The 24,877-nt window shown below is 42.0% G+C and carries 19 protein-coding genes; 14 read left to right on the top strand and 5 right to left on the bottom strand.

Going from position 1 to position 24,877, the window contains the following annotated elements:
• Positions 1-9 precede the first annotated feature (9 nt).
• Positions 10-1,485, bottom strand: coding sequence for a glucose-6-phosphate dehydrogenase (gene zwf / locus MKY45_RS20420; protein ID WP_341173350.1), 1,476 nt, complete (start codon positions 1,483-1,485; stop codon positions 10-12).
• Positions 1,486-1,974: 489 nt separating this feature from the next.
• On the opposite strand from zwf, the gene MKY45_RS20415 reads away from it, so the two are divergent.
• Complete coding sequence (locus MKY45_RS20415) at positions 1,975-2,883, top strand: Rpn family recombination-promoting nuclease/putative transposase (RefSeq protein WP_256705198.1); 909 nt, start codon at positions 1,975-1,977, stop codon at positions 2,881-2,883.
• 135 nt (positions 2,884-3,018) lie between these two features.
• Here MKY45_RS20415 and MKY45_RS20410 read toward each other — a convergent pair whose 3' ends face one another.
• The 3 genes from MKY45_RS20410 to MKY45_RS20400 all read right to left on the bottom strand — a co-directional run bounded on the left by MKY45_RS20410 (position 3,019) and on the right by MKY45_RS20400 (position 4,885).
• On the bottom strand, positions 3,019-3,462 hold the full coding sequence (locus tag MKY45_RS20410) for a threonine/serine exporter family protein (RefSeq protein ID WP_332094117.1): 444 nt from the start codon (positions 3,460-3,462) through the stop codon (positions 3,019-3,021).
• A 97-nt stretch (positions 3,463-3,559) separates the two neighbouring features.
• The gene (locus tag MKY45_RS20405) at positions 3,560-4,312 is read right to left on the bottom strand and encodes a threonine/serine exporter family protein (protein ID WP_042529579.1); all 753 of its coding nucleotides are present in this window, start codon (positions 4,310-4,312) and stop codon (positions 3,560-3,562) included.
• Between the two features lie 159 nt (positions 4,313-4,471).
• The gene (locus MKY45_RS20400) at positions 4,472-4,885 is read right to left on the bottom strand and encodes a hypothetical protein (RefSeq protein ID WP_341173349.1); all 414 of its coding nucleotides are present in this window, start codon (positions 4,883-4,885) and stop codon (positions 4,472-4,474) included.
• Between the two features lie 388 nt (positions 4,886-5,273).
• Between MKY45_RS20400 and MKY45_RS20395 the strand changes: the two genes are divergently transcribed.
• On the top strand, positions 5,274-6,383 hold the full coding sequence (locus tag MKY45_RS20395) for a glycosyltransferase family 4 protein (RefSeq protein ID WP_341173348.1): 1,110 nt from the start codon (positions 5,274-5,276) through the stop codon (positions 6,381-6,383).
• A gap of 47 nt (positions 6,384-6,430) precedes the next feature.
• Here the strand turns inward: MKY45_RS20395 and MKY45_RS20390 are convergent, their stop codons facing one another.
• Positions 6,431-7,741, bottom strand: a complete 1,311-nt coding sequence (locus MKY45_RS20390; RefSeq protein WP_341173347.1) for a nucleotide sugar dehydrogenase — start codon at positions 7,739-7,741, stop codon at positions 6,431-6,433.
• Between the two features lie 151 nt (positions 7,742-7,892).
• Here MKY45_RS20390 and galU point away from each other — a divergent pair, with 151 nt between their 5' ends.
• The 12 genes from galU to MKY45_RS20330 all read left to right on the top strand — a co-directional run bounded on the left by galU (position 7,893) and on the right by MKY45_RS20330 (position 24,868).
• The gene (gene galU / locus MKY45_RS20385) at positions 7,893-8,771 is read left to right on the top strand and encodes a UTP--glucose-1-phosphate uridylyltransferase GalU (protein ID WP_042529587.1); all 879 of its coding nucleotides are present in this window, start codon (positions 7,893-7,895) and stop codon (positions 8,769-8,771) included.
• 208 nt (positions 8,772-8,979) lie between these two features.
• Positions 8,980-9,108: a hypothetical protein gene (locus MKY45_RS20380; protein ID WP_264299304.1), complete on the top strand. Its 129-nt coding sequence runs from the start codon at positions 8,980-8,982 to the stop codon at positions 9,106-9,108.
• Positions 9,109-9,668: 560 nt separating this feature from the next.
• Positions 9,669-10,793, top strand: a complete 1,125-nt coding sequence (locus MKY45_RS20375) for a glycosyltransferase (RefSeq protein WP_042529590.1) — start codon at positions 9,669-9,671, stop codon at positions 10,791-10,793.
• 31 nt (positions 10,794-10,824) lie between these two features.
• Positions 10,825-11,949 (top strand): glycosyltransferase, encoded by a 1,125-nt coding sequence (locus MKY45_RS20370; RefSeq protein ID WP_042529592.1) that lies wholly within the window; start codon positions 10,825-10,827, stop codon positions 11,947-11,949.
• 15 nt (positions 11,950-11,964) lie between these two features.
• Positions 11,965-12,750 carry a glycosyltransferase gene (locus MKY45_RS20365; protein ID WP_042529594.1) on the top strand — a complete coding sequence of 262 codons (786 nt, stop codon included), beginning with the start codon at positions 11,965-11,967 and terminating at the stop codon, positions 12,748-12,750.
• Between the two features lie 439 nt (positions 12,751-13,189).
• Entirely contained in the window at positions 13,190-13,966 is a 777-nt protein-coding gene (locus MKY45_RS20360; RefSeq protein WP_042529596.1) for an ABC transporter permease, read from the top strand.
• 155 nt (positions 13,967-14,121) lie between these two features.
• Positions 14,122-15,741: an ABC transporter ATP-binding protein gene (locus tag MKY45_RS20355; protein ID WP_212929171.1), complete on the top strand. Its 1,620-nt coding sequence runs from the start codon at positions 14,122-14,124 to the stop codon at positions 15,739-15,741.
• A 385-nt stretch (positions 15,742-16,126) separates the two neighbouring features.
• On the top strand, positions 16,127-18,082 hold the full coding sequence (locus MKY45_RS20350; protein WP_341173346.1) for a glycosyltransferase family 2 protein: 1,956 nt from the start codon (positions 16,127-16,129) through the stop codon (positions 18,080-18,082).
• Positions 18,063-20,195: a glycosyltransferase family A protein gene (locus MKY45_RS20345; protein WP_341173345.1), complete on the top strand. Its 2,133-nt coding sequence runs from the start codon at positions 18,063-18,065 to the stop codon at positions 20,193-20,195. The genes MKY45_RS20350 and MKY45_RS20345 overlap by 20 nt, the downstream gene beginning before the upstream one ends.
• Positions 20,182-21,516 carry an ATP-grasp fold amidoligase family protein gene (locus MKY45_RS20340; RefSeq protein ID WP_244882325.1) on the top strand — a complete coding sequence of 445 codons (1,335 nt, stop codon included), beginning with the start codon at positions 20,182-20,184 and terminating at the stop codon, positions 21,514-21,516. Before MKY45_RS20345 ends, MKY45_RS20340 begins: the two co-directional genes overlap by 14 nt.
• Positions 21,517-21,560: 44 nt before the next feature.
• On the top strand, positions 21,561-23,183 hold the full coding sequence (locus MKY45_RS20335) for an acylphosphatase (RefSeq protein WP_341173344.1): 1,623 nt from the start codon (positions 21,561-21,563) through the stop codon (positions 23,181-23,183).
• A gap of 35 nt (positions 23,184-23,218) precedes the next feature.
• A complete protein-coding gene (locus tag MKY45_RS20330) occupies positions 23,219-24,868 on the top strand; it encodes an acylphosphatase (protein ID WP_341173343.1) in 1,650 nt (549 codons plus the stop codon).
• Positions 24,869-24,877 lie beyond the last annotated feature (9 nt).

Here is a 24,877-nt window from a genome sequence, read left to right as displayed (position 1 = left end):
ATATATAGTTTATTCCGGCCACCAATGAAAGCCATTTCTTTCAAGCAATTCATCTGCAGCTTTTGGACCCATCGAACCAGATTCATAATTCGGGAAATCCGGTTTTGTATTTGCCCAGCTCGCTAAAAGACGATCAACAAATTCCCATGACAATGCAACTTCATCCCAGTGTGTAAAGTTCGTTGCATCACCAAGCATACTATCGTAAATAAGCTTTTCATATGCTTCTGGAGTATTGATACCAGATTCTGAATCTTGGTGATAAGCCAGCTGAATAGGCTCTGTTAAATTACCATTCCCTGTTTTCTTCGCATTCAAATGAAGTGTAATCCCTTCATTTGGCTGAATGTTAATAACGAGCAGGTTAGGATTTCGTAAATCATCTTTTTTATGATAAAGGTTCATTGGAATATCTTTAAATTCCACAACAATTTTGGTTGATTTTTCTTTCATTCGTTTTCCTGTACGAATATAGAAAGGAACGCCGGCCCAGCGATAGTTGTCAATAACAAGCTTTGCAGCAACAAAGGTTTCTGTTGTGGAGTCTTTTAATGCTTCAGCTTCATCCTGATAACCATTGACTTTTTTTCCGTTGATTTCCCCGGGACCATATTGACCGCGGACAAAATACTTGTGAACCTTCTCTTCTTTGATGGTGCGCAGAGCACGCAATACCTTGATTTTTTCCGAACGAATTTCTTCGGTGCTGAGATTGATTGGCGGCTCCATAGCAAGCAGAGCAACCATTTGCAGCATATGGTTTTGAATCATATCCCTTGTTGCACCTGATGCATCGTAGTAGTGTGCGCGTTCTTCAACACCAAGTGTCTCACTGCTTGTTACTTGAATGTTATTGATAAATTGGTTATTCCATAAGTGCTCAAAGATTCCATTCGCAAAACGGATAACTTCGATATTTTGAACCATTTCTTTTCCTAGATAATGGTCGATTCGATAGATTTGATTTTCATCAAAAGCAGCTTGAAGCTCTTTATTCAGTTTTTTGGCAGAAGGTAAATCATGCCCAAAAGGTTTTTCAATCACTAAACGTGTCCATCCAGACGTTTCTTTTAAGCCATGGTCTTTCAGCTGATTGGCAATAGTCCCGAAAAAGTCAGGAGCCATCGCTAAATAAAACAGGCGATTGCCTTCCGTATGATATTCCCGTTCAAGAGATTCCACCATAAATTTTAAGTCAGTATAGGAATCTGTCGATGTAACATCAAATGATTTATAATAAAAATGAGAAGTGAATTCAGATACATCTTCATCCTCGGAAGTCAACCCTTGGATAGACTGCTCTACCTTCTCACGTATAATGTCATTATCCCATCCACGGCGGGCAAGCCCGATAACCGCGAAATTCTCGTCTAGTTTACCGCTCTTATAAAGGCGGTAAATGGAAGGGTATAGTTTACGGTTTGCCAAATCTCCAGTTGCTCCAAAAATCACAATCGTTGCCTTTGGTTGTATAGTTTCACTCATGATTAGGTTCCTCAATTCTTTAGTTTCTGTAAAGATGTTAAAAAATGCGTGTAAGTATCCTCTAAAATGCTGATTTGAAAACAGATGGAAATGTCCAACAGACTAAATCCATCAAGGTTTTGACCGCGCCAATTTGGATTGAAAGGCACATTTTACAGGGAAGCTTTGGAACACGCACAAACACATTAAAAATTCCCTAAAGATAGAAGGGGATTAATCATTAACTTTACAGAATGAATGGTGGCTTTGTCAATTTATTTACCTCTAAAATGGAGTTAATAAATTAATTTTTCAGAATTTGTTTGGAGTGAACTGGATATAATGGAATTATTATAAAAAAAGAGGGGGGAGTATATACAACTGCTTAGCTTGATGGAATTTATAAAAACCATCTGCAGTAAATATTTACCCAGTTTATCTGAAAAAAGACTGGCTTTATTTTAAAATGATTGGTAAAATATAGACAATTCAAAGAAAGGAAGTGGTCTATTGCTTACAGCACCAGTTATTCTCGAAGAAGAAGCAGACTACATGAAGCATGATCGGCTGACGAAAAAGCTGATTCAAGAGTTTTTTGAAGAGTTTATCGAAGCATTTTTCCCCAATCTCTATCCCTACATTGATTTCTCCAACGTGACCTTCCTCGAACAGGAAGTCTATCTGGATTACCTCAATGGCCGCAAGAAAGAAATAGACGTCCTCGCCGAAGTTAAGCTGAATCATGAAGACAAAATCCTGCATATTCATACGGAAGCACAATCGACCCGTGAAGCAAATTTTCCTGAAAGAATGTTTCTCTATTTTTCTTACCTTTACGCCAAACACCGCAAACCCATTCAACCCATCGCTGTTTTGAGTTATAATAGGGAAAAAGAAGAACCTACGCAATTCAGAATTAATACACCCATCCAAGACGTCCTTCAATTTAACTTTTTACAATTACACTTAATCAAGAAAAACTGGAGAGCTTATATTCAATCAGACAACCCGGCCGCAGCAGCCTTGCTCAGTCAGATGGGATATGAAGAGCATGAGCGGGTTCAGGTGAAGCTGGAGTTTCTGCGCATGATCACCCGGATGAAAATCAACCCGGCGCAAATGGAATTCCTGTATGGTTATTTCGAAACTTATCTAAAACTAAACAAAGAGGAGGAAGCGCAAATGATGGAGCAAATGGAGAACTTGCCGGAGGAGGAAAAAGACATGGTTTTGCAGCTGCCGAATTCTTATTTTGAGAGAGGATTGGAGAAAGGGAAGCAGGAAGGGAGACAAGAAGGAAAACAAGAAGGAAAACAAGAAATAGCTTTAGAATTGCTGGCAATAGGCATGCCAGTCAACCAAATAGCAGAGATCACAAAATTAAGTAAAGAAGAAATTAAAAAGCTGGTAGGCAAGTAAATAAAACGAAGAAACAAACAATTTTCATAAGACAAAAAAGGGAGACATTTAAAAATATACCGTCTCCCTTTTAGAATTGTACGAAGCAAAGCTTTTATCAACGAAGGATTGGTCACTTCAATGAAAATGAAAAAATTACGGCTTTGTCTTCTGCAGCTTCATCATAATCTGATTAATAACCTGGGAAAACATTAGACCAATCGCAATGCCTCCAGCCAGAAGCATCACTTGGGCTGAAAGCTGAATTGCCGTATTATAATCATTTTCAACAAAGTTTCGCATGGCATTATAGGCGACGCCTCCAGGTACGAGCGGGATAATGCCGGATACCGCGAAGATAATGATGGGCCTTTTTAGAATACGGGAACAAACTTGGCTGAGGATGGAGACAAGAATTGCCGCAAAGGTAGTTGCAGCAACGATATCGACATGAAATTCTCTGAGGGTGTAAAAGAGAATCCAGCCAAGCATTCCGACAAGACCGCATGGAATCAATGATTTTTTTGGTGCATTAAATAAAACACCAAAGCCTGCAGATGCAATAAAACTGGCAGCAAGTTGAACAATAATATCAAACATTTGTATTCTATCCTCCATTTAAGCATTCGCAGGGTGTGACGACTTCTGCGTCTGCCACACCGATGAGAGCTGCCTTGTTATTTTCGGATGACAGCAATTAAACTGGAAAAAACCCATAAACCATCGCAATTCCGGCTCCAATCGCTACAGCGGTAAGCAGTGACTCGATTCCCTTGGAAACACCGGAAACAAGATGACCCGCCATTAAATCGCGAATGGCATTCGTAATTGGGAGCCCGGGAACAAGCGGCATAACCGCGCCGATAATAATCATTTCCAGACTTCCGCCAAAGCCGAGCAAAAAACAGATCGCAGCTGTTAAACCAATGAACGATGATCCGATAAATTCTGCGAGGAAGCGGATTTCAATCATTTTATCAAATAGAATCATCGTCGAGTACCCGATACTTCCTGCAAGACAGGCCGGTAAAAAGTCAGCCCACGTACCGCCGAACATTAAGGAAAAACACCCGCTGACCAGTGTGGCTGCAAGCACTTGGAAGCTTAAAGAAAAGGTCGGTACATTTTTTTCTAACGTTTTTAATTTATGATAAGCTGTCTCCAAGGGAAGCTGATACGCGACAATTTCCCGGGAAAGCTGATTCACATCATCAATTTTATGTAGATCTGTAGCACGTTTGGTAATCCGTAAGAAATAACTGCTTTCCGTATAATCGAGCGAGAAGTGCAGTCCGGTTAATGTAGCATAGCTTTGAGGGTTTTCTACCCCATAAGACTGTGCGATCCGGTCCATGGTATCCTCGACCCGATACGTCTCTGCTCCAGAAGCCAGCATAATCTTTCCGGCTAATAAACATATTTTTTCTACAGTAACAGATTGCTTGCTCAAAACATAACCTCCGCATCCGGTTCAAACTAAGTTCTATTATAGGTAAAGCAGCCCCCGAAAGAAAGGTATAAACCTAAACTTTTTTTGAGAAGTCTTCTTATCCTGGTGGATGTAAATGCAAAAAGAAAACCCGATGTGCAAGAAACACATCAGGATAGATTAGCTGACGATTAACAGAATAAAAACAATTGCAATAATAGGAACTGCATTTCCTAAAGCCATCGCCATAAATATAAATGGCTGGATCCGCTGTTTGAGCTCTTTTTCGACATTACCTGCAGGAGAACGCTGCGAGAAGATATAAAAAATATGAATGATCATTAAAAGGCCGATAATGACAATTGGAATCAGCGCATCCGACATGTCCAGCTGTTCACTTGGCGGGAAGATAAATCCCAGCACAATCATCGCAATTGGCAAGATTTCAAGAATAGAAAATTTGGTAAAAAAACGGTTTAAATGCTGCGGGAACTTTTCCGGCTCTGTCAGCATGTTATCCATGGTGGAACGGAATACAACAATCATTCCAAACACAGCGATAGCAGCTGCTAATACATAAAGATATAAAAACATATGAGGCACCTCCTTTTCACAAGCTGATGTTTGTAATGAATGTACCACAGTCGCAACCTAAAAAAAAGATGCGCTTTACCTATTTCTATTCCAGCAAAATCCCTGCCATGAAAGATTCCCGAAGAATAAACGGATAAATCATTGCGCAATATAGGAAGAGTCCTATATAATTTAAAGAAGTCCACAGGAAATGATGTCGAAATAAGGGAAAAATAAACATACAAATTTCGACATGGAACCTTTAAAGTCTGGCACTTGAAGCCAGATGAGCAAAAAGAAACGCAATGGGAACAGAATAGGAAAATCAACCTATCTTCAACCCTGCTGTTGACCAAATGAAAGCCATTCTTTTTAGGAGTATGTGACTTGTAATATTTAGGAGAATACTATGCTAAACTATGTAGATTTAACAATCGCCTTTTTAATTTCTGCCATCTCAGCTTTGCTGATTACCTATCCAGTGAAAAAGCTGGCAGTAAAAATAGGAGCAATGGATAAACCAAACCATCGAAAAATACATCAGAGCGTCACACCAAGATTAGGTGGATTAGCTATTTTTGCAGGTGCTTTATTAGGTATGCTGTATTTGCAGCCAAGGCATGTCTTCATAGATGAAATTTTGATTGGCTCGCTTATTATTTTGATTACCGGAGCGCTGGATGATAAATATACGATACGCCCTTTAATTAAATTATCAGGACAAGTCATTGCCGCGAGTCTGCTGATTTATGCAGGTTTGATTATTGAACGGATCACCATTCCGCTTTTGGGCGTTGTGGAACTAGGCTTTTTAGGTCCGGTGCTGACCTTCTTTTGGATTATCGGAATCACCAATGCCATTAATTTAATTGACGGCTTGGACGGACTGGCCACGGGAGTGACAACAATTGCGATGATCAGTATCTTCGCCATGGCGATTGTGGACACGCAGGTGCTGGTTGCTTACTTATGCATTACCTTTATTGGCGCGAATATCGGCTTTTTATACCATAATTTTTACCCAGCCAAGATATATATGGGGGATACCGGATCTAACCTGCTGGGCTATATCATTGCAATTATTTCGATCTTAGGTCTGTTTAAAAACATTACCTTCTTTAGTTTTATTATCCCGATTGTGATTCTGGCAGTGCCTATTTTTGACACGCTGGTGGCAATGATTCGCCGGCTTTACAATAAGGAAAGCATCATGACAGCAGACCGCCGCCATATCCATTATCAATTAATCGATGCCGGCTACAGCCACCGGAAAACAGTGGTCATTATCTATCTGTTCAGCGGCTTGTTCGGGGTGATCGGGATTCTCTTTTCCGAAGCGGATATGGCCATTTCACTTGTTTTCACAGCTGTGATGATATTTCTATTACATATTTTTGCGGAACTCGCCGGGCTGGTTATGGGAGGGAGAAGGCCTATTGTGACCATTCTCCGGCGGGTAAAGTCATTTATGTTTAAACCGTTCAAGAAAAAGAAGAAAGCAAGAAAAAGCAGTGACTGATCGCATGTCACTGCTTTTTCTTGATGTTGCGCTATAATCAAACTTCCTTATAAGCTCCAGTATTTAAAGCCTTCAGCTTCCAGCGCATCTCTGCCGTAAGCTCCCTTAATATCGATAAATACCTTCTCATCCGAACGGTACATTGGATGGAAGTCACTTACCTGGTATTCCTGATACTCTCGATGGGGTACAGCTAAAACAACCGCATCCAAATCAGTTAATTGATTATCCTGAACCAATTCAAATCCGAAAACCTCTTTGACTTCCTCAGGCTCTGCCTTTGGATCATGAACGAGCACATCGACACCGTATTCCGTCAATTCATCCACAATATCATTGACCTTCGTATTGCGCACATCGGCAACATTTTCTTTGAACGTCAGTCCGAGAATAGCAACACGCGCGCCATCTACCTGCAGCTTCGACTTGATCATTTTCTTGATGATGCTGCTGGCGATATATCTGCCCATGTCATCATTGATTTTTCTTCCCGCTAGGATAATCTGCGAATGATAGCCGAGCTGCTCTGCTTTATAGGTAAAGTAATAAGGATCCACGCCGATGCAGTGTCCACCGACAAGACCAGGAGTGAACTTCAAAAAGTTCCATTTCGTGCCGGCCGCTTCCAGCACATCCTTCGTATCGATATCCATCTTATTGAAAACCATGGAAAGCTCATTCATAAAGGCGATATTGATATCCCGCTGTGAATTCTCAATCACCTTTGCCGCTTCTGCAACCTTGATGGATTTTGCTTCAAAGACACCAGCTTGAATAATGGAACCGTATAAAGCGGAGATTTCCTTTAATGCTTCCTCATCTGAGCCAGACACAATCTTTTGGATAGTGACAAGGGTATTCACCTTATCGCCGGGATTGATTCGTTCCGGAGAGTAGCCTACTTTGAAATCCTTTCCGAAAGTCAATTGAGATTTTTCCTCTAAAATAGGAATGCAAACCTCTTCCGTTGTCCCCGGGTAAACCGTTGATTCATAAACAACAATTGAGCCTTCCGTAAGGTGTTGTCCAACTGTCTCACTTGCTGAAATCACAGGTTTTAAATTCGGCGTTTTATCCGAATTGATCGGTGTCGGCACAGCGACGATATGAAAGGTACAATCGCTGATATCGCTCGGCGCACTTGTGAATTCCAGGGTAGTTTCCTTTAGCGCCTCACTGCCGACTTCTTCTGTTACATCAATGCCTTTTCGATATTGCGCAACCTTTGCTTCATTCAGGTCAAAACCGACCACATCATATTTTTTTGCTAATTCCACTGCCAGGGGCAGTCCTACATAACCCAGACCAATGACGGAAATCTTAGCTTTTCTATCTTGAATTTGTTGAAATAGATTCATTTATTTAGCCTGCCTTTTTAAATGTAAATTCATGTAACATCTACTTGTTCCATATTATACAATTATCTAAATTAGATGTATAGTAAATGGTAGTTAGACTTATTGTAACCTAAGCGATTTATTTCATTAAAATACACTGGAGGGATGCCGTATGACAGTAAAAAAAGCAATTATCCCCGCAGCAGGACTTGGAACAAGATTTTTACCAGCAACAAAGGCGCAGCCAAAAGAAATGCTTCCCATTGTAGATAAACCGACGATTCAATATATTATTGAGGAAGCAGTGGCCTCCGGGATAGAGGATATCATTATTATTTCTGGAAGAGGCAAGCGCGCGATTGAAGACCATTTTGATAAATCATATGAATTAGAAGAAAAATTAGAGCAGAAGCAGGATTGGGAGACATTAGAACAGGTCAGAAGCATCTCTAAACTCGCAAACATTCACTATATCCGCCAGAAGGAACCGCTTGGCCTCGGGCATGCCATTGGCTGTGCCAGTTCATTTATCGGCAATGAAGCCTTCGCTGTCTTGCTTGGCGATGATATTGTGGTGTCCGAAAAACCATGCTTAAAGCAGCTGATTGATGTCCATGAGGAACACCATGCGGCTGTAATAGGCGCACATTCCGTTCCATGGGAGGATGTATCGAAATATGGAATCATCGACCCGAAAAACAAAGAAGAGACGACAGGCAGAACCAGCTTTGTTCATGATTTAGTTGAAAAACCGGATGCGAAGGAAGCGCCGTCCAACTTGGCTATTATGGGAAGGTATATTCTGACACCGGAAATCTTTTCTATTTTACAGACGCTTGAACCAGGCAAGGATAATGAAATCCAGCTGACAGATGCGTTAAAGAAACTCAATCAGACACAGGATGTCGTTGCTTATAATTTTGAAGGTGATCGATATGACGTGGGCAATAAATTTGGTTTTATTGAAGCAACGATTGATTTTGCGCTGGGAAGACCGGATTTAAAAGCAGATGTGCTGGCGTATATGAAAAGGAAATTAGAAGAAGAGTAAGTAGAAGGGGGATGCGGGCTTTATAGTGGTCTGCATTCTTTATTATATGCAGGTAAATTTAATAACTTCTTATTTTCAAACAAAACATTGGGACTTTTCTTAATATTTTGTGGTGGAATTATAAAAGCATAAGGCGGGCAAGCACGTATCTTATGCAATCAAAAACTTCCCCAAGTTGGCAGTAGCTAACTGAAAGGAGGTGAACCCCTTGGGGCAAAAAGAAAATCGCACAATGAAGAAAAAGCGAGAAAGGCAACAAAAAAGAATAGCTATAATCAAAGGTCTGACCACCCTTGCAAAAGATATAGTTGTTCTGATTAAGTTGTGCTTGTCGTAAATAAAAATATTTTTTCGTCCTCATAAATGAGGGCGTTTTTTCAAAAAAAAAGCTGGGAACCACCCCAACTTTTTTATTCGCCCTTGAAGCGAAAATCGCACAATATTTCTTTACACCCTTATTATAGTAGCAATCAATGCTTTGTGTCAAATAATATTCATGCAAGCAAGCATCTATTTCTTAATAAGGGTGATATATATCTATTCCCTGTAGAGCGCTTTTTATTCATGTTATTTTAAAATAGCACAAGCTTAGTTTGCTGTCATTCTGCTAACTAGATTGAATCACAAATTTACAAGGAAAAAGAGAAAATACTTTTCAAGATCCAGTGCTCTTCGATGATAGCATTCATAAGCTATAAAGTCATCATCCCAAATAAGCCCTCCTTTCTAATGAAACAAAGCCCTCCATCCCTTTGTTTCATTTTTTCTGCTTCAGCAACCGTCCTCAAGCCTTTTTTCACAAAATAGTCACTGTCGAAAATTTATTTATCCGCACCCCTATGTTATAATGCTTCTGGGTAAAATATCGACAAATTACTTTGCAGGGGAATGAAAAAAATGGGGGAAAAGAAAAAAATATTTTTCTTTATATATCAGTTGGGTTCCGGCGGTGCGGCGAGAACGATGCTCAATTTATTAAATAACATGGATTTGGAGCAGTTTGAGCCGACATTGATTACCTTGAATTATGAAGGCGATTATGAAAAATACTTAAAAAAAGAAATCACCTTTATCAAGCTGCCGACCAGAAGACTGCGTTCGGGAATCATCCCTTTTTCCAAAATAATTAAAAAGGAAAAACCCGATATTGTCTTCAGTACCATTCCTAACTATAACCTCATTGCCATTGCAGCAAGACTGCTGTCCGGTCACAAAGCTAAAAATATTGTCCGGGAAGCAGCGTTATTAGGAACAGAAGGAAAAAGAAATACGAACCTGAAAATATATGGATTGGCCTATCGATTTTCGAAAAAAGTCGTTGCTCTTTCTGAAGGGGTAAGGCAGAATATCATTCAAAACTACAAAGTAAACCCGAAAAAGGTACAGGTTATTTATAACCCGGTCGATGTGGAAAATATAGAATCCTTGATGAAGCAAGGAGAAATTGCCGAGGAGTATCAATCTATATTTCATGACCCGAAAGAAAAAGTGATTATTACAGCAGGACGCTTGGTAGACGATAAGGACCAGGCGACATTGATTCAAGCTTTTGCTAAAGTACGTAAAAATATTTCAGCCAGCCTTGTCATTCTTGGTGAGGGAGAGCTGGAAGAGAAGCTGAAAAAGCAGGTAAAAGCATTGCATCTAGAGGACGCTGTATTTTTTGCAGGCTTTCAGGAAAATCCATATGTTTATTTTAATCAGGCAGATATTTTTGTATTGTCTTCCAAAAGAGAAGGGTTCGGGCATGTGCTGACAGAAGCGCTCGCCGCCAGAATCCCGATTATCTCCACCGACGCCAGACCGGGCGCAGCAGAAGTCCTGGATAATGGTAAATATGGTGTGATTACACCGGTAGGAGATGCAGATGCACTAGCTGCACAAATGGAAGATGCTTTACATTGGGATGATGAAAAAAGAAACCAGGTCACGGAAAAAGGCTGGGAACGAGCGGTATCCTTCCGTGCAGAGAAGATTGTCAAAGAATATGAGAAGCTCTTTAAACAAACGATTGATCAATAACGATGAATAACCAATAGAGAGGACAGCTGCAATGAATGAAAAAAAACGTGTTGTTCATTTAACAACAGTACATCATCCTCATGATCCGAGAATTTATCATAAGGAATGTAAATCATTAAAAAAAGCTGGATTCGACGTATACTTAATTGCCAAAGAAACAGAAACAGGAATAGATAGAGAGAGCGGCATCAAGCATATCCCAATCAAAGATTACACAAGCAGATGGGAACGCATGACCAAGGGCGCCTGGACACTTTATAAGCAGGCGAAAAAATTAAAAGCGGATGTGTATCATTTTCATGACCCGGAGCTGCTGCCAGTCGCATGGCTGCTTAAAAATCGCCGGAATCATGTGATATATGATATTCATGAAGACTACATCACGAGCATGCTGCAAAAAGAATATGTACCGAAGCCGCTTCGTAAATTTGCTGCCAAAGCATATAAGAAAATGGAGCAGTTTTTTACAAAAAAGATGGAACTAATCCTTGCTGAAAAGTATTATAAGGATATTTATCCGGATGGGGAATGTGTGTTAAATTATCCGATGGTAAATACGGCCTTTATAAAGCATCAGCGCAAAGGGGAAATAGAAGATAAATTGATTTATACGGGCAATGTAACAGATGTGCGCGGTGCATTTCTGCATGCAAAATTGCCTTTAATAGATGAGAAAGTCACCATGAATTATATTGGTAAATGCTCCACAGAATTCGCAGATGAGATTTACCGCATCGCTCGCAGCCAGTCAGACCGGATTCAAATCAAGGGAGTGAACCAATACATTCCCAAAGAAGAAATTGAACAAGCTTATTTGAAGCATAATTGGCTGGCAGGGGTTGCGATTTTTCCGGAAACAGAGCATTATATGAAGAAAGAATTAACCAAGTTCTTTGAGTATATGAATGCCGGTATTCCAATTATTTGTTCCAACTTCCCTGTCTGGAAGCAGTTTATCAATCAATATCGATGCGGTATCACTGTAGATCCGCATAATGACCAAGAAATAAAGGATGCGCTGGATTATTTAAGAAATCATCCGGATGCAGCGAAGCAGATGGGCGAAAACGGGAAAAAAGCTGTCCAGGAACAATTGAATTGGAGAGCGGAAGAAGAAAAATTGATTGCCATTTACCAGCGTTTAGGAAACAAATAGGACGAAGTGAAGTAGGTGAACAACTTGGGAGATAGCAAACCGATAGTCTCTGTCATTACGCCAACCTATAACTCCGAGCAGTTTATTGCAGAAACCATTGAATCGGTGCAGGCACAAACTTTTTCAGAGTGGGAAATGAATATTGTGGATGATTGCTCGACAGACCGGACGGCAGAAATTGTGAAAAGCTATGCCGAAAAAGACGCACGTATCCATCTAACCGTATTAGATAAGAATCAAGGCTCGGCAATCACACGCAACACAGCTATGGACCAGTCGAAAGGACGCTATATTGCCTTTTTAGACAGCGATGATTTATGGCTGCCGGAAAAGCTGGAAAAACAGCTCGCCTTTATGCGAGACAACGGGGTTGCCTTTTCATTCACACAGTATGTGCGTATGAATGAAGACGGCACAGATACCGGTGCAATCAGCACAGCCCCTGCAACCGTGACGTATGAGGATTTAATGAAACGCTGCGTCATCGGCTGCCTGACCGTCATGTTAGATCGCGAAAGAATAGGCGAACGGCGCATGGTCAATATCCGTACCAGACAAGACTACGCTTTCTGGCTGGAAATCACCAGAAACGGCCACTTTGCATATGGACTTTCAGAAGTGCTCGCAAGGTACCGCCTCGTAGGCAACTCCATTTCCAGCAACAAATGGAAAGCAGCCAAACGAAACTGGTACGTATTCCGGGAAGTAGAACAACAAACCCTTCCCAAAACCCTATACTACTTCTCCCACTACGTAACCCGCTCACTCCGGGATTTACTGAAATGGAATGCGAAGAAGTAGGGATAGTTAAAATGTGATAACAGATTAATACAACAGAATAGTTGATATTTCAGGATTGAAAGTATAAACATTTCCTTAGCGGAGGAAAAACACGGAGACTCCTATGGGAAAGCGCCGTGCGAAGACCCCGCAGGGAAAAAGTGCCCTTCTTTTTACCGAGGAGGCTGAGCGCAAGCCCATGGAAAGCGTAGTGTTTTTCCGCAGCGGTTGCCAGGAAGCTATATGACTCCAAAAGCAAAGAGAATAAGTGAAACCATGTAGTTCAACGTATACTATTAAAAAAACAATATAATTTTGGTGTATAATAGTAATTAAGCTCAGGAAACCTTCTAATAAGGGAACCTGATAAAGATATGATTGAAAAAGCCACTTTCCATAAAGGACAACTTACAATATGTCCACAGAAAGTGTTGAAACAATTAGGCGGTGTCAAATTATAATGAAAAACTATATACAAGAGATTTTACGGAGAAAAGATTTACTCTTCTACCTCGTAAAATCCGGACTCAAAGCGGAGCACCGAAACAGCTACCTCGGTTACTTCTGGTGGCTGCTCGATCCGCTGTTAAACGTACTCGTATTTTATTTCTTAGTCGTTATTATCTTAGATCGCGGAGGGCCAAATTTCGGTTTATTCCTGGTAGTCGGTTTAGTTGTCTGGAGATGGGTATCGACAAGCATGAACTCAGCATCTAAATCGATTTTAAGGTACAGCTCGATTATTAATCAGGTCTATTTGCCAAAATCATTATTTCCGATATCCTTTACGCTGACGCAATTATTTAACTTTGGATTTGGATTAATTGTCATTGCAGGATTTTTGATAGCATATGGTGTCTTTCCGGATTGGCATGTTATCTATTTGCCAGCGCTAATCCTGATACAGCTGACCTTCCACTTAATGCTGGGACTTGTATTAGGATACGCTACAATATTTATTCGGGATATTGATAATTTACTCAGCTATGTGACGAGACTCTTTTTCTACGCGTCACCAATCATTTGGGAAGGCGGACGCTTGCCTCCTGAATACAGTTTCTTTGTCGATATTAATCCGATTGCGATACTGGTAACATCCTACCGTGATATTTTAATGTTTCATCGGGCACCGGACTTTCTAGGCTTGAGCATCATTTTTGTTGGAAGCTTAGCAATATGTGTCTATATGATTTATTATTACAGTAAGAACGAACACAAGATTATTAAAGCATTGTAATCCATGATGCGCCTTTAGCAGAATGGAATGAATCAAGCACGCAGCATAGGATAAAAATTCCCTCTCTCTTTTTCGGGGAGAGGGTTTTACAGAATACTGGAACATGACCTCATGGTTCAGATAAAAAGCTATCGTGCGATAAAAGAGGTTTTATTATGTCAAATCATGATAATGAAAAAATCGATAAACAGTCGAAAGAAGAGGTTGTTGTTTCGAAAAATATAGCCGTATCCTTTCATGATAACCGGCATGCCGATGATTTAAAATCGACCCTGACGAATCTTTTCAAGAAGAAAAAAAATAAGAAGAAATCGGAAAAGGTGTGGCCGTTAAAAGATATTACATTTACCGGCTATCAGGGAGAAATTTTAGGAATTATCGGTTCAAATGGTGCCGGAAAAACGACGTTGAGCAAAATCATTACCGGTATTCTTACACAAGATGAAGGAATAATGAACGTTGATGGAAATGTAACAGCTCTTTTCTCTTTCGGGATGGGCTTTAATAAAGAACTGACAGGAAGAGAAAATGTCTATTTAAATGGAATGATGCTCGGCATTAATAAGCAATTAATTAATGATTATATTGAAGATATTCATGAATTCTCGGAGATTGGGCAGTTTTTTGACCAGCCGATGAAATACTATTCCAGCGGGATGAAGGCGCGGCTTGGTTTCAGTGTCGCCTCTCACCTTCAGCCGGAAATCCTCATTTTGGATGAGGCATTAAACACAGGAGACGTGAAATTTGGCAGCAAGGCAGCAGCAAAGCTCAAGGAGCTGGTTGCGAATGCGAAAATGGTAGTGATTGTTACCCACAGTCTGCGTTATGCCCAAAAGAACTGTGACCGCTTGATTTGGCTGGACAATGGATATGTCAAAGAAATTGGAGATCCCAAAACCGTCATTGAGCATTATAAAGAAACGGTTCCCCCCGTTGCGCGTCAAAGAAGGCAAAAACGCAGTCTGAATGTGACTAAGACAGAAACAAATGTCGGTAAGGAATCGATCGTAAAAGCAGAAAATGTCGGCATCTCCTTCAAGCTTCAAAATAAAAAAGAAGACTACTGGGCATTAAAAAATGTCAGCTTCGATATTAAAGAAGGAGAAGTCGTCGGCATCATCGGGCATAACGGCGCCGGGAAAAGTACACTCTGTAAAGCCATTACAAATATTTTGAGACCCGATGAGGGAACCTTGACGGTAAATGGCCAGACATCTTCCCTGCTCGGCTACGGTACAGGTTTTAACGCACAATTAACCGGAACAGACAATATTTATTTAAATGCGATGCTGTTAGGAATCCCAAAGGAACGTGTGGATGAAAAATATGAGGAAATCATTGAATTCTCCGGTATCCGAAAAGCAATCGATAAGCCGGTAAAGCATTATTCAGCAGGGATGAAATCACGCCTTGGCTTTAGCATTGCAGCAATTTTAAAGCCCGATGTATTTATCGTCGATGAAGCCCTGTCAACAGGCGACCTTGCCTTTCAGGAAAAAGCCAGTGTCCGCATCCAAGAGATGATGGACCACGCCAAAGCAGTCATCATCGTATCCCACAGCATGGGCTTTGTCGAAAAAGTATGTACCAGAGGCATCTGGATGGAACAGGGCCAAGTGAAATTCGACGGCACTGCAGAAGAAGCCGTCGCAAAATACCGCGAAGCCATGGGCGTCCAAAAAAAGCCAGCAAAGAAAAAATCAAAAGTCATCAACGCCAAACAACCAGTCAAAGCAAACGCAGCAAAAACAAAAAGCGCAGAACAGAAATAAAGCAATGAATTAAGTAATTCTATAATTTAAAAAGAAATTCTTTTAATAATGAAATATAATTTTGGGTTAGAAATTTGGGGGTTAGAAATGACCACCAGCGGAGGAAAAACACGGAGACTCCTGCGGGAAAAGCGCCGTGTGAAGGCCCCGCAGAAAAAAGTGAACTTCTTTTTTTCTACCCTCGGGGCATAAGTGCGACTTTAGCTCTGTCTGCGCCTGTCGGCTTGCCAATCGCTAAGTCTTCTTTAGAGGAGGCTGAGCTCAAGCCCACGGAAAGCGTAGTGTTTTTCCGCAGCGACGGCTAGAAAGTAAATTAATAATTTCAACCTAAACAGGTTAATTTTTAAGCTTTAAATTCAACGGAATGAAAAATGGTGGTGTCATAATGGCAGGAGTTATTAAAAAAATAGTGGCAGAACCAGTAGATTGGTTTATCTACTCGGTTTTAGGAGAGAAACAGCGCAAATACCTCTTAAACATCTTAAGCAACCAGCAGAAAGACGCCATCAAACGCGTCTTGCTCGGCAAAAAAGAAGCAGAGAGACAGCGCCTGAAACAAATCAAGTTCCATTTATATAATCTGGGCTTTATCGAGAAAGGCTTAGCCGATTTAGAAGCCTATATACAGGAAGCGAACGATCCATCCTTAAAAAGAACAGCAGCCTGGGAAAAAGTACTCTGGCATGCCAATCAATATAATGAAAAGGATGCGGCGATTGCATTAGAATATCTTCCGCTTGCCGAAGAAGGCGAAGTGCAGCCGGACCAGCAGCGCCGTATCGCTATTATCAAAGCAGAGCTGCTGGATGAAACGGGCGAGCGTGAAAAAGCGAGAAACGTCTTACAGGACGCTTTAAAAGCAGGAGAACACGCAGATATCTATCTGGCGTTAGCAAATTTAGAAGCGGATATCAAGGATCGATTTGTCTATATCAATAAAGCATTTTCTCTCTATGACCTGGATAACATTGCCACCGATGAAACAGGCCAATATGACGGCCTCCATACCATCAAAACACATGAAAATATTTCAGATGGACCGCTGATCTCTGTCATTATTCCTGCCTATAATGCCGGGGATGGAATCAGGGTAGCAATTGAATCGATTCTGGAGCAGACATGGCAGCATATCGAATTAATTATTGTCGATGACCATAGCCCGGATAATACGATGGAAATCGTACAGGAATATGCAGCAACAGACAGCCGGATTAAAGTCATGCAGACTCCGCAAAACAGCGGTCCCTACATTGCACGCAATATTGCCCTGGAAGCAGCGGCTGGCGAATTTGTGACCGTGAATGATTCAGATGATTGGTCGCATGCCTCCAAATTAGAGATTCAGGCGAAGCATCTATTAGCAAATACAGAGGTGGTTGCCAATACCTCCGAACATGCGAGAATTACCGAAGAGATGACGTTGTATCGCAGGGGAACGCCAGGAAAATACATCTTCCCGAATATGTCATCGATTATGTTCCGCAGAGCGCCTGTATTGGAAAAAATCGGTTACTGGGATAGTGTCCGCTTTGCTGCAGATGGCGAATTTAAACGCCGTTTGTTAAAAAGCTTTGGCACACGGGCTTATGTTGACTTAGCTTCTGGTCCGTTATCCCTGCCAAGACAAGCTGTCACCTCCTTAACAGGAAGCTCTGCCTTTGGCTATAACGGCTTCTTTATGGGTGTGCGCAAGGAGTATGTGGAATCATTGGAGAATCATCATCAACGGGCAGAGGATGTCCGCTACACTTATCCAATGACGGAACGGCCATATCCCGTGCCGGAGCCAATGTGGCCGGCCAAGGAAGAAAAAACAGAGGGTTTCCGGAAGTTTGATGTCGTTATTGCCACAGATTTTCGGGCATTGAACGAAGCAGATTGGCAGGTATTCAACGACTGCTTACAAGCGACAGGGACCCGAATCGGCCTGGTGCAAATCAACGCCTATGATTTCGCGCTTCCGAAAAAAATCGACGAAGGCATTCGTCAAAAGTTAGATGGAGATCGTCTGCAGATGCTGGTGTATGGAGAAAAGATTGATGCGGAGAAAACCGTATGCATCAAGCCGACCGTGTACCAATATCAGCAGAAGTACCTGCCAACCTTGACGACGAAGCAGTTGGCGGTTGTACTGACAGAAGCACCTGACAATCAGGCAGCTCTAAACAATGCCGCCAAGCATATCGAAGAATACTTTGGTCAGCTGGGAGCATGGTTCCCGGCGGATGAACAGATACAGCAGGAAATCAAAAATACTATTCCAGCAACGGAAATCAAACAGGCATATGCCGACCGTGTATGGGAAAAGAGTTGTCTAGAAAATGAAACAACCAATCGATAAAACCGAGCTTCACACACGTCTGCAGCACGCAGAAGAAGAGCTCGATACCAAAAGAAAAGAAGAAGCAGCATTAAAGGAGACTTATAGACGCTATAAGTCTGCCTTTTTGTTTGCAGAAACCTTAAAGCAAAAGGCTGCCGGCTGGAAGAAGGACGGTATCTCGCTGGCAAAAGCAGTGCCTTCCTATGCTCTGGGACGGAGAAATATCAAAAAGCTCTACAGCACTTCTTATAAGCAGAAGGACGCCATCAACCAATTGAAGCCGGTCAAAACTTATTTATATGACCTCGGCTTTGAAGAACGCGCTCTCAGCAATTTACAGGATATGCTGTATCAATCCAACAATAAGTATCTTGTCAAAGCAGCTGCATGGGAGCTGGGGTTTTGGTTTGCCAATAAACTGACTCCAAACAGTGCAGAGCAAGCCGTCATCTATCTGGAAATTGCGCTCGAGGGAGAGCAGAATATAGACGTGCGCCGTCGTATTATCATCCTGCTTGCCGAAGCTTATAAAATACTGGGGCAGCATGCAAAAGGGATACAGCTGATTAAAGAAGCACTGAAACAAGCGCAGCATCCCGATTTACTGCTGGCATTGGCCAACCTGTGCCGAAAACAGGAGGACCGCCTGTATTGGATCAATGAAGTGCTGCATGCGTATCAGCTGGAGCCGCTTTATATCAATAACGAAATCTCAGGCGCTTATCTCTATGATCAATTAGACACCCACCCGATTCAGATAAAAGAAGAGCAGAATGAACAGCCTAAAATTACGGTCATCATTCCAGCATACAATTCGGAATCGGGCATTTCTGTTGCATTAAGATCATTGACAAAGCAAACGTGGACAAATCTGGAAATCATCGTTGTCGATGACTGCAGTCCGGATCATACCGCAGCTGTGGTCAAAGAATGGATGCAGCAGGATGGCAGAATTAAGCTCTTACAAACCGAAACAAATTCAGGACCGTACGTAGCCAGAAATATCGCACTCCAGCAAGCAACAGGAGAATTCGTGACCATTAATGATGCGGACGACTGGTCCCATCCGCAAAAAATAGAAATCCAGGCACGACATTTGCTGGAAAATCCATCTGTTATCGCCAATACATCGGAGCATGCCAGGCTGACAGAGGATTTATATCTGTATCGCAGGGGGATGCCGGGAAAATATATTTTTTCCAATATGTCATCCATTATGTTTCAGAGAATTCCAGTTTTAGAGAAGGTCGGCTATTGGGATGCGGTGCGTTTCGCCGCAGACAGTGAATTTAAAAAGCGGCTGGCGCTCACCTTTGGAACAGAGCAGGTGAAGGATCTGCCGACTGGGCCGCTTTCCTTCCCGATGCAATCCTCTGGTTCGTTAACGGGGAATTCCTCCTTTGGCTATAACGGCTTTCTTATGGGAGCACGCAAGGAATATGCCGAGGCACATAACCGGATGCATCAGCAAGCAAAGGGTGTATATTTTCCGTATCAGCAGCAGAAGCGTCCATTTGCCGTGCCGAAGCCGATGCTTGAAAAAGGAGCCCGGCATCAGGTGGATGTTGCGTATATAGCAGATTTTCGCCAATATGATGCGGAGATAGGCAAGGAAATCAAATGGCTGAAGGAAAATGGCTTTACGGTTGGTTTGATCCAGCGCGGGATATATGATTTGAAGCAATCCAAGTTTATCCATCACAAGGTAAGGGACTTCGTAGATGGAGAGCAGGTATGCATGCTCGTTTACGGAGAAAAAGCAGAAGCGCAGCTCACTATTATCAAAAATCCACTTATCTTTCAGGAGAAGCAGCGCTATGTGCCGGAGCTCAAGACAACCGCAGCCAAGGTCATTATTAATAAAATACCGAAGAAAAATAATCCGGAATACAATATGCGCCAATGTGCAATGAGGTTGCACCGCTATCTGGGACAGGCAGCCGCATGGTATCCGGCGAGCATAGAAATCAGAGAACAGCTGATTGAGGAACAGAGCCATAGCCTCCGCTATTATCCAGTGGCGGCATCCAATTGGATAGAGGAAGAGCAGGCCTTTAGAAAGATGCTGAAAGATAATTTTGTCGTTCCAGGCAAATGGAAGGAAGGAGGGCATGAAGATGCCAGAGGATAAATCGTATGAAGAACTGATTGATCAGCTTATCGAAAAAGAAGCGCAGGTAGATGATACCAAAGCAAGTATTGCCAAGACAGATAAACAAATTAAAAAAATCATGAAAAGCAATACGTATCAAAAAACAGCTTCTATTCGCAAACTCCTTCCTTCCGGAAAAGAAAAAGATAATTATATCGCTTATCTGGAAGAACAGCTTCTTCACTATCAATCGGAAACCGTTTTGTTGAAGGAGCAGTTAGCAGAACGCGAAAAAGCGCTCGAGCAATTTGATTATAATACCCTTTGGAGATATATCAAAGAAAAGAAAGACAAAGGAAAAATCATTGCGGAATTAGATAAACGCATCGAGCAGAAAAAATTAGAAGACCGTCATTTCCGGGATTTGCTGGAGGCAGCTGCACGGCAGTTCCAGCAGGAAGAAACTGCCTTTAAACAGCGGATTTTCACCAAAGTATTAGCCGGAGCCAAAGGGCATGCTTCTGAATTCATGGCACGCGCAGGACTTACGGAAGACCCTGTCAGCCTGGCGGACGTCGCTTCCTATCGCGCCTGCATGAATATGCGTGTCAGACAATATCAGCTGTTAGGAACGCTCCCAGAATACGAATTAGACGATAAGCAGACAGCGTATCGCTTTATGGAAAAACAAGCGATACGCACGCCTGGCAGCCCGGAGGATATCTACACGATAGAATCCCTGCCGGAGGAAGAAAATATTGTTATCAAGCCGGCAAATGGCGCTGGAGGACGTGGAGTTTACATTGTATATGCATCTAGTGATATAATAAGTGTAAAGACAGGAGAGAAATTGGCGAACTGGTCTTTACTCAAGCATCGCATGGAAAAGGATCTGCAAGAAAATAAAGTGGATCAGGATGCCTGGCGCATCGAAGAATTAATTCTCGAGGATACGGCCAACAAGGTTTCTGGACGCGATGTGAAGTTTTATTGCTTCTATGGCAAGGTCGGCGTTATCCTGGAAATCATCCGCACGCCAGAGATGAAATACTGCTGGTGGGATGGACAGGGGAAACGCATCCAGACAGGAAAATATGAGGACAAAGCCTTCGAAGGCAAAGGAGTCTCCAAGGAAGAAATCGACATGGCAGAGAGAATCAGCAGTCTGATTCCCAGCCCCTTTATGCGAATCGATTTTCTGCGATCCGAAAATGGATTGGTTTTTGGAGAATTTACACCAAAACCGGGCAATTATGATGAATTCAATGATAAAATAGACACATATTTAGGAAATTTATTTATCGAAGCACAGGGGAAGTTAGATAGAGACCTGCTTCAAGGAAAAACATTTAAAATATAAATGCAGAATAACGTACTAAAATGGATTAATCAGGAGGATCAGGCATGAGTGAGAATAATGCTGAATGGCTATCGCATTTATCATCAGAAGTTATTTCTGATGTACACGGAAGTTTATTAGACGCATACGTAATTGCGCTGGAAGGCTGGCGGAGAGGTCTGAAATTAAGGTGGCATGTTGAAAATTCAGAGAAATTCAGTGAAATGGTTACATGGTTCACCGAGAGACCTGGACAATTATTTTCATTAAGTTCAGATAGCAGGACACATTATTTCTTCCGTTCCAGAGGAGATAAAGTAACCAATGAGGCTGTATCTATTGGAAAAGACAAAGGGAGCTCCAAACAGCACTTAAGCGAGCATGACGTTCCAGTGCCGCAGGGAGGAATATTCACCAGCGAACACACCAAAGAACAAGTTCTGGAATGCGGCAGTAAAATCGGGTTTCCCGTTGTGCTGAAGCCAAAGGATGGAAGCTTTGGCCGCGGCGTCTTTGTTAACATTACCAGCACAGAAGAATTAGAGGCATGCTATGACTACACCAAAGAGCTGGGGACCACCGATGACATCATTATCGAGCAATATATCGCCGGAAAAGATTACCGCCTATATGTTGTCGGAGATGAAGTTGTCGGAGCAATGCACCGCCAGCCGCCAAACGTTGTCGGAGATGGTGTACATACGATAGAACAGTTGATTCAATTAAAAAATGCAGAGCGAGAAAAAAATCCGCGTTTAGTAAGCTGTCCAATTATCGTAAATGATGAATTAACAGATTTTATCGCGAGAAAGGGTCATACGCTTTCTTCCATTCTTGAAAAAGATGATTTGATCTATTTAAACTTTAAAGGAAATATCTCACTTGGCGGCGATCCAATTGATGTATTAGACAGCCTGTCCCAGGAAGTGAAGGACACAGCAGTAAAAGCGCTGCGTTCCGTTGCAGGATTGACACATGGGGCCGTCGATATCATTATCAATGAGAAGGATGACAAAGCCTATGTATTAGAATTAAACCCTACCGCACAGCTGGGCGGGCTATTATATCCAATCGAGGGCAAGTCAAGAGATATTCCCAAAGCAATCATAGACTTTTATTTTCCAGAAACAAAGGACAAGAATGTTGCACAAATCAATACATTCTTTGATTTCCATGATGTACTGGACCCGCTCCAAAATCGGGACGCAACCGTGACCACTGTCACCCCATGTCCGCAGCAAAAGGTCTATATGAAGAAATATATCGTGGTCGGCGATGTCTTAGATATCGGTTACCACCGCGGCCTTCGCAAGCAGGCATTTGAACGGGAATTGCATGGATATATCATGACGAAGGAAATCGGCGATATCGAAATCGTCGTAGCCGGTACAGATCTGGAAATGGTAGAAGACTTTAAACATGGTATCTGGGAAGATGAAGAAAGAGCAACCGTGATGGAAGTATTAGAAGAAGATGTCGATGAAGCAGTGAAAGTCGGCTTTGAGATAAAAACAGATTTAAAAACACAGGTAGAAGAATTAAAATGGTACAAGCGTGAACTGGAAGAAACCGAGCTGGCCTTGAAAAAAGCTGAGCTGAAACGGAGAAAGTACTACGAAAGCGTCTCTTGGAAGGCAACCTCGCCAATCCGGGCGGTTGGGTCGATCTTTAAGAAGTTTAAGGGATAATGATGAGTTGAAAGAAGCTACAGGAGGATATGAATATGAAAGACAATCAGTTAGGGATAAGTCTTCCACATCTGAATAATGACATTGTACGAAATGCGCGAAAAACACGTCTGGACGCATTTTCTGTTGCATTAGAAGGATGGAGAAGAGGTCTGAAGCTAAAATGGTACACGAAGGATTCCGAGCACTTTGAGAATATGGTTATTTTTGGAGTGAACCCGCCCGGACGTTTATTTTCATTAACCTCAGAGAAGCAGACACATTACTTCTTTAGAACAAGAGGAGACCTGGTTTCCAGCGAAGCAGTAGAAATTGGATCAGAAAAGGATGATACCAAAATCTATCTCGGCAATGCAGGCGTGCCTGTACCAAAGGGAAAAGGCTTTGAAGCAGAGGCAACCAATGAAGAGATTATCGAATTTGCGGATACAGTCGGCTTTCCATTAGTTCTCAAACCAACCAACGCGAGTCTTGGAAATGGTGTTGTAACGAATATTAAAAATAGAGAACAATTAATCAAGGCGATTCATTATGTCCGCCGGGAATTAGAGTATGAAGAAGTCGTGCTGGAGCAATATGTCAGCGGGAAAGAGTATCGTGTTTATGTCGTGGGCGACGAAGTAATCGCAGCGTACAACCGTGTACCTGCGAACATTATGGGCGATGGGGAACACACCATTGAGCAATTAATCGATATCAAGAACGCGATACGCAGAAAGAATGCCCGCTTAAACAGCTGTCTGATTCATATGGATGTCGAAATTCTCGAGTTTATTCAGGAAGCTGGCTACACATTGGAAAGTGTCCCGGAGAAGGACAAAGTAATTTACTTGCGGGAGAAAACGAATGTATCCTCCGGCGGAGACCCTGTTGATGTAACAGACACTCTGCCGCAAGAGTATAAGGAAATTGCCATCAATGCGTTAAAAGCAATCGATGATTTTCCACAGGGCGGCGTCGATATAATTGTCAATGACCGCGAAGACCTGAAAGGGGAAGCCGTTGTTATTGAATTGAACCCTACCGCACAAATTGGCGGGGCGCTTTTCCCAATCGAAGGAAAAGCAAGAGACATTCCGAAAGCGATTATAGACTATTATTTCCCAGAAACCAAAGGGAAGGTAGACACTACAAAATCGAGAGTCTCTTTTAATTTAATCAATGTTTTGGAGCCGCTTGAAAATAGAGCAGCACTGGAAGTAGAAGTTGCTCCTGCGCCAATCGGAGAGCTTTATATCCGGAAATATATCGTGAATGGAAATGTGCAGCGATACAATTACCATAAATGGCTGAAGAGACAAGCTCTTGCTCAAAACCTGCATGGTTATGTGAAAAGCATGGTCTTTGATGAAATTGAAGTCGTTGTAGCTGGAACGGATCAAAAAGCAGTGGAAGACTTTAAAGAGGTTATCAAAGGCTACCCGCAAGGATCGGAAGTAACCCGTATTAAAGAGGAAGACTATGACAGCTTTATTACGGTAGGCTTTGAAATTTCCGAGCGGTATAATACCAATAATATAAAATCCGTGCAGCATGCTTTAAGACGAATGGATAAAGATTTGCAGGAACTTAGAAAGAAAAAAGACAGAGCGGATAAGGACGTTAAGCATATTTTGAATAGTACTTCTTGGAAGGTCACAGAGTCTATACGGAAGGTCGGCTCGAAGGTGAAGAATAAAAAATAATCATTTATC

Source organism: Oceanobacillus sp. FSL K6-0251 (genome assembly GCF_038004725.1).
Taxonomy (GTDB): Bacteria; Bacillota; Bacilli; order Bacillales; family Amphibacillaceae; genus Oceanobacillus; species Oceanobacillus oncorhynchi.
Note: the sequence above shows the minus strand (reverse complement) of the source record. Positions and strands in the feature narration are given on the sequence as shown.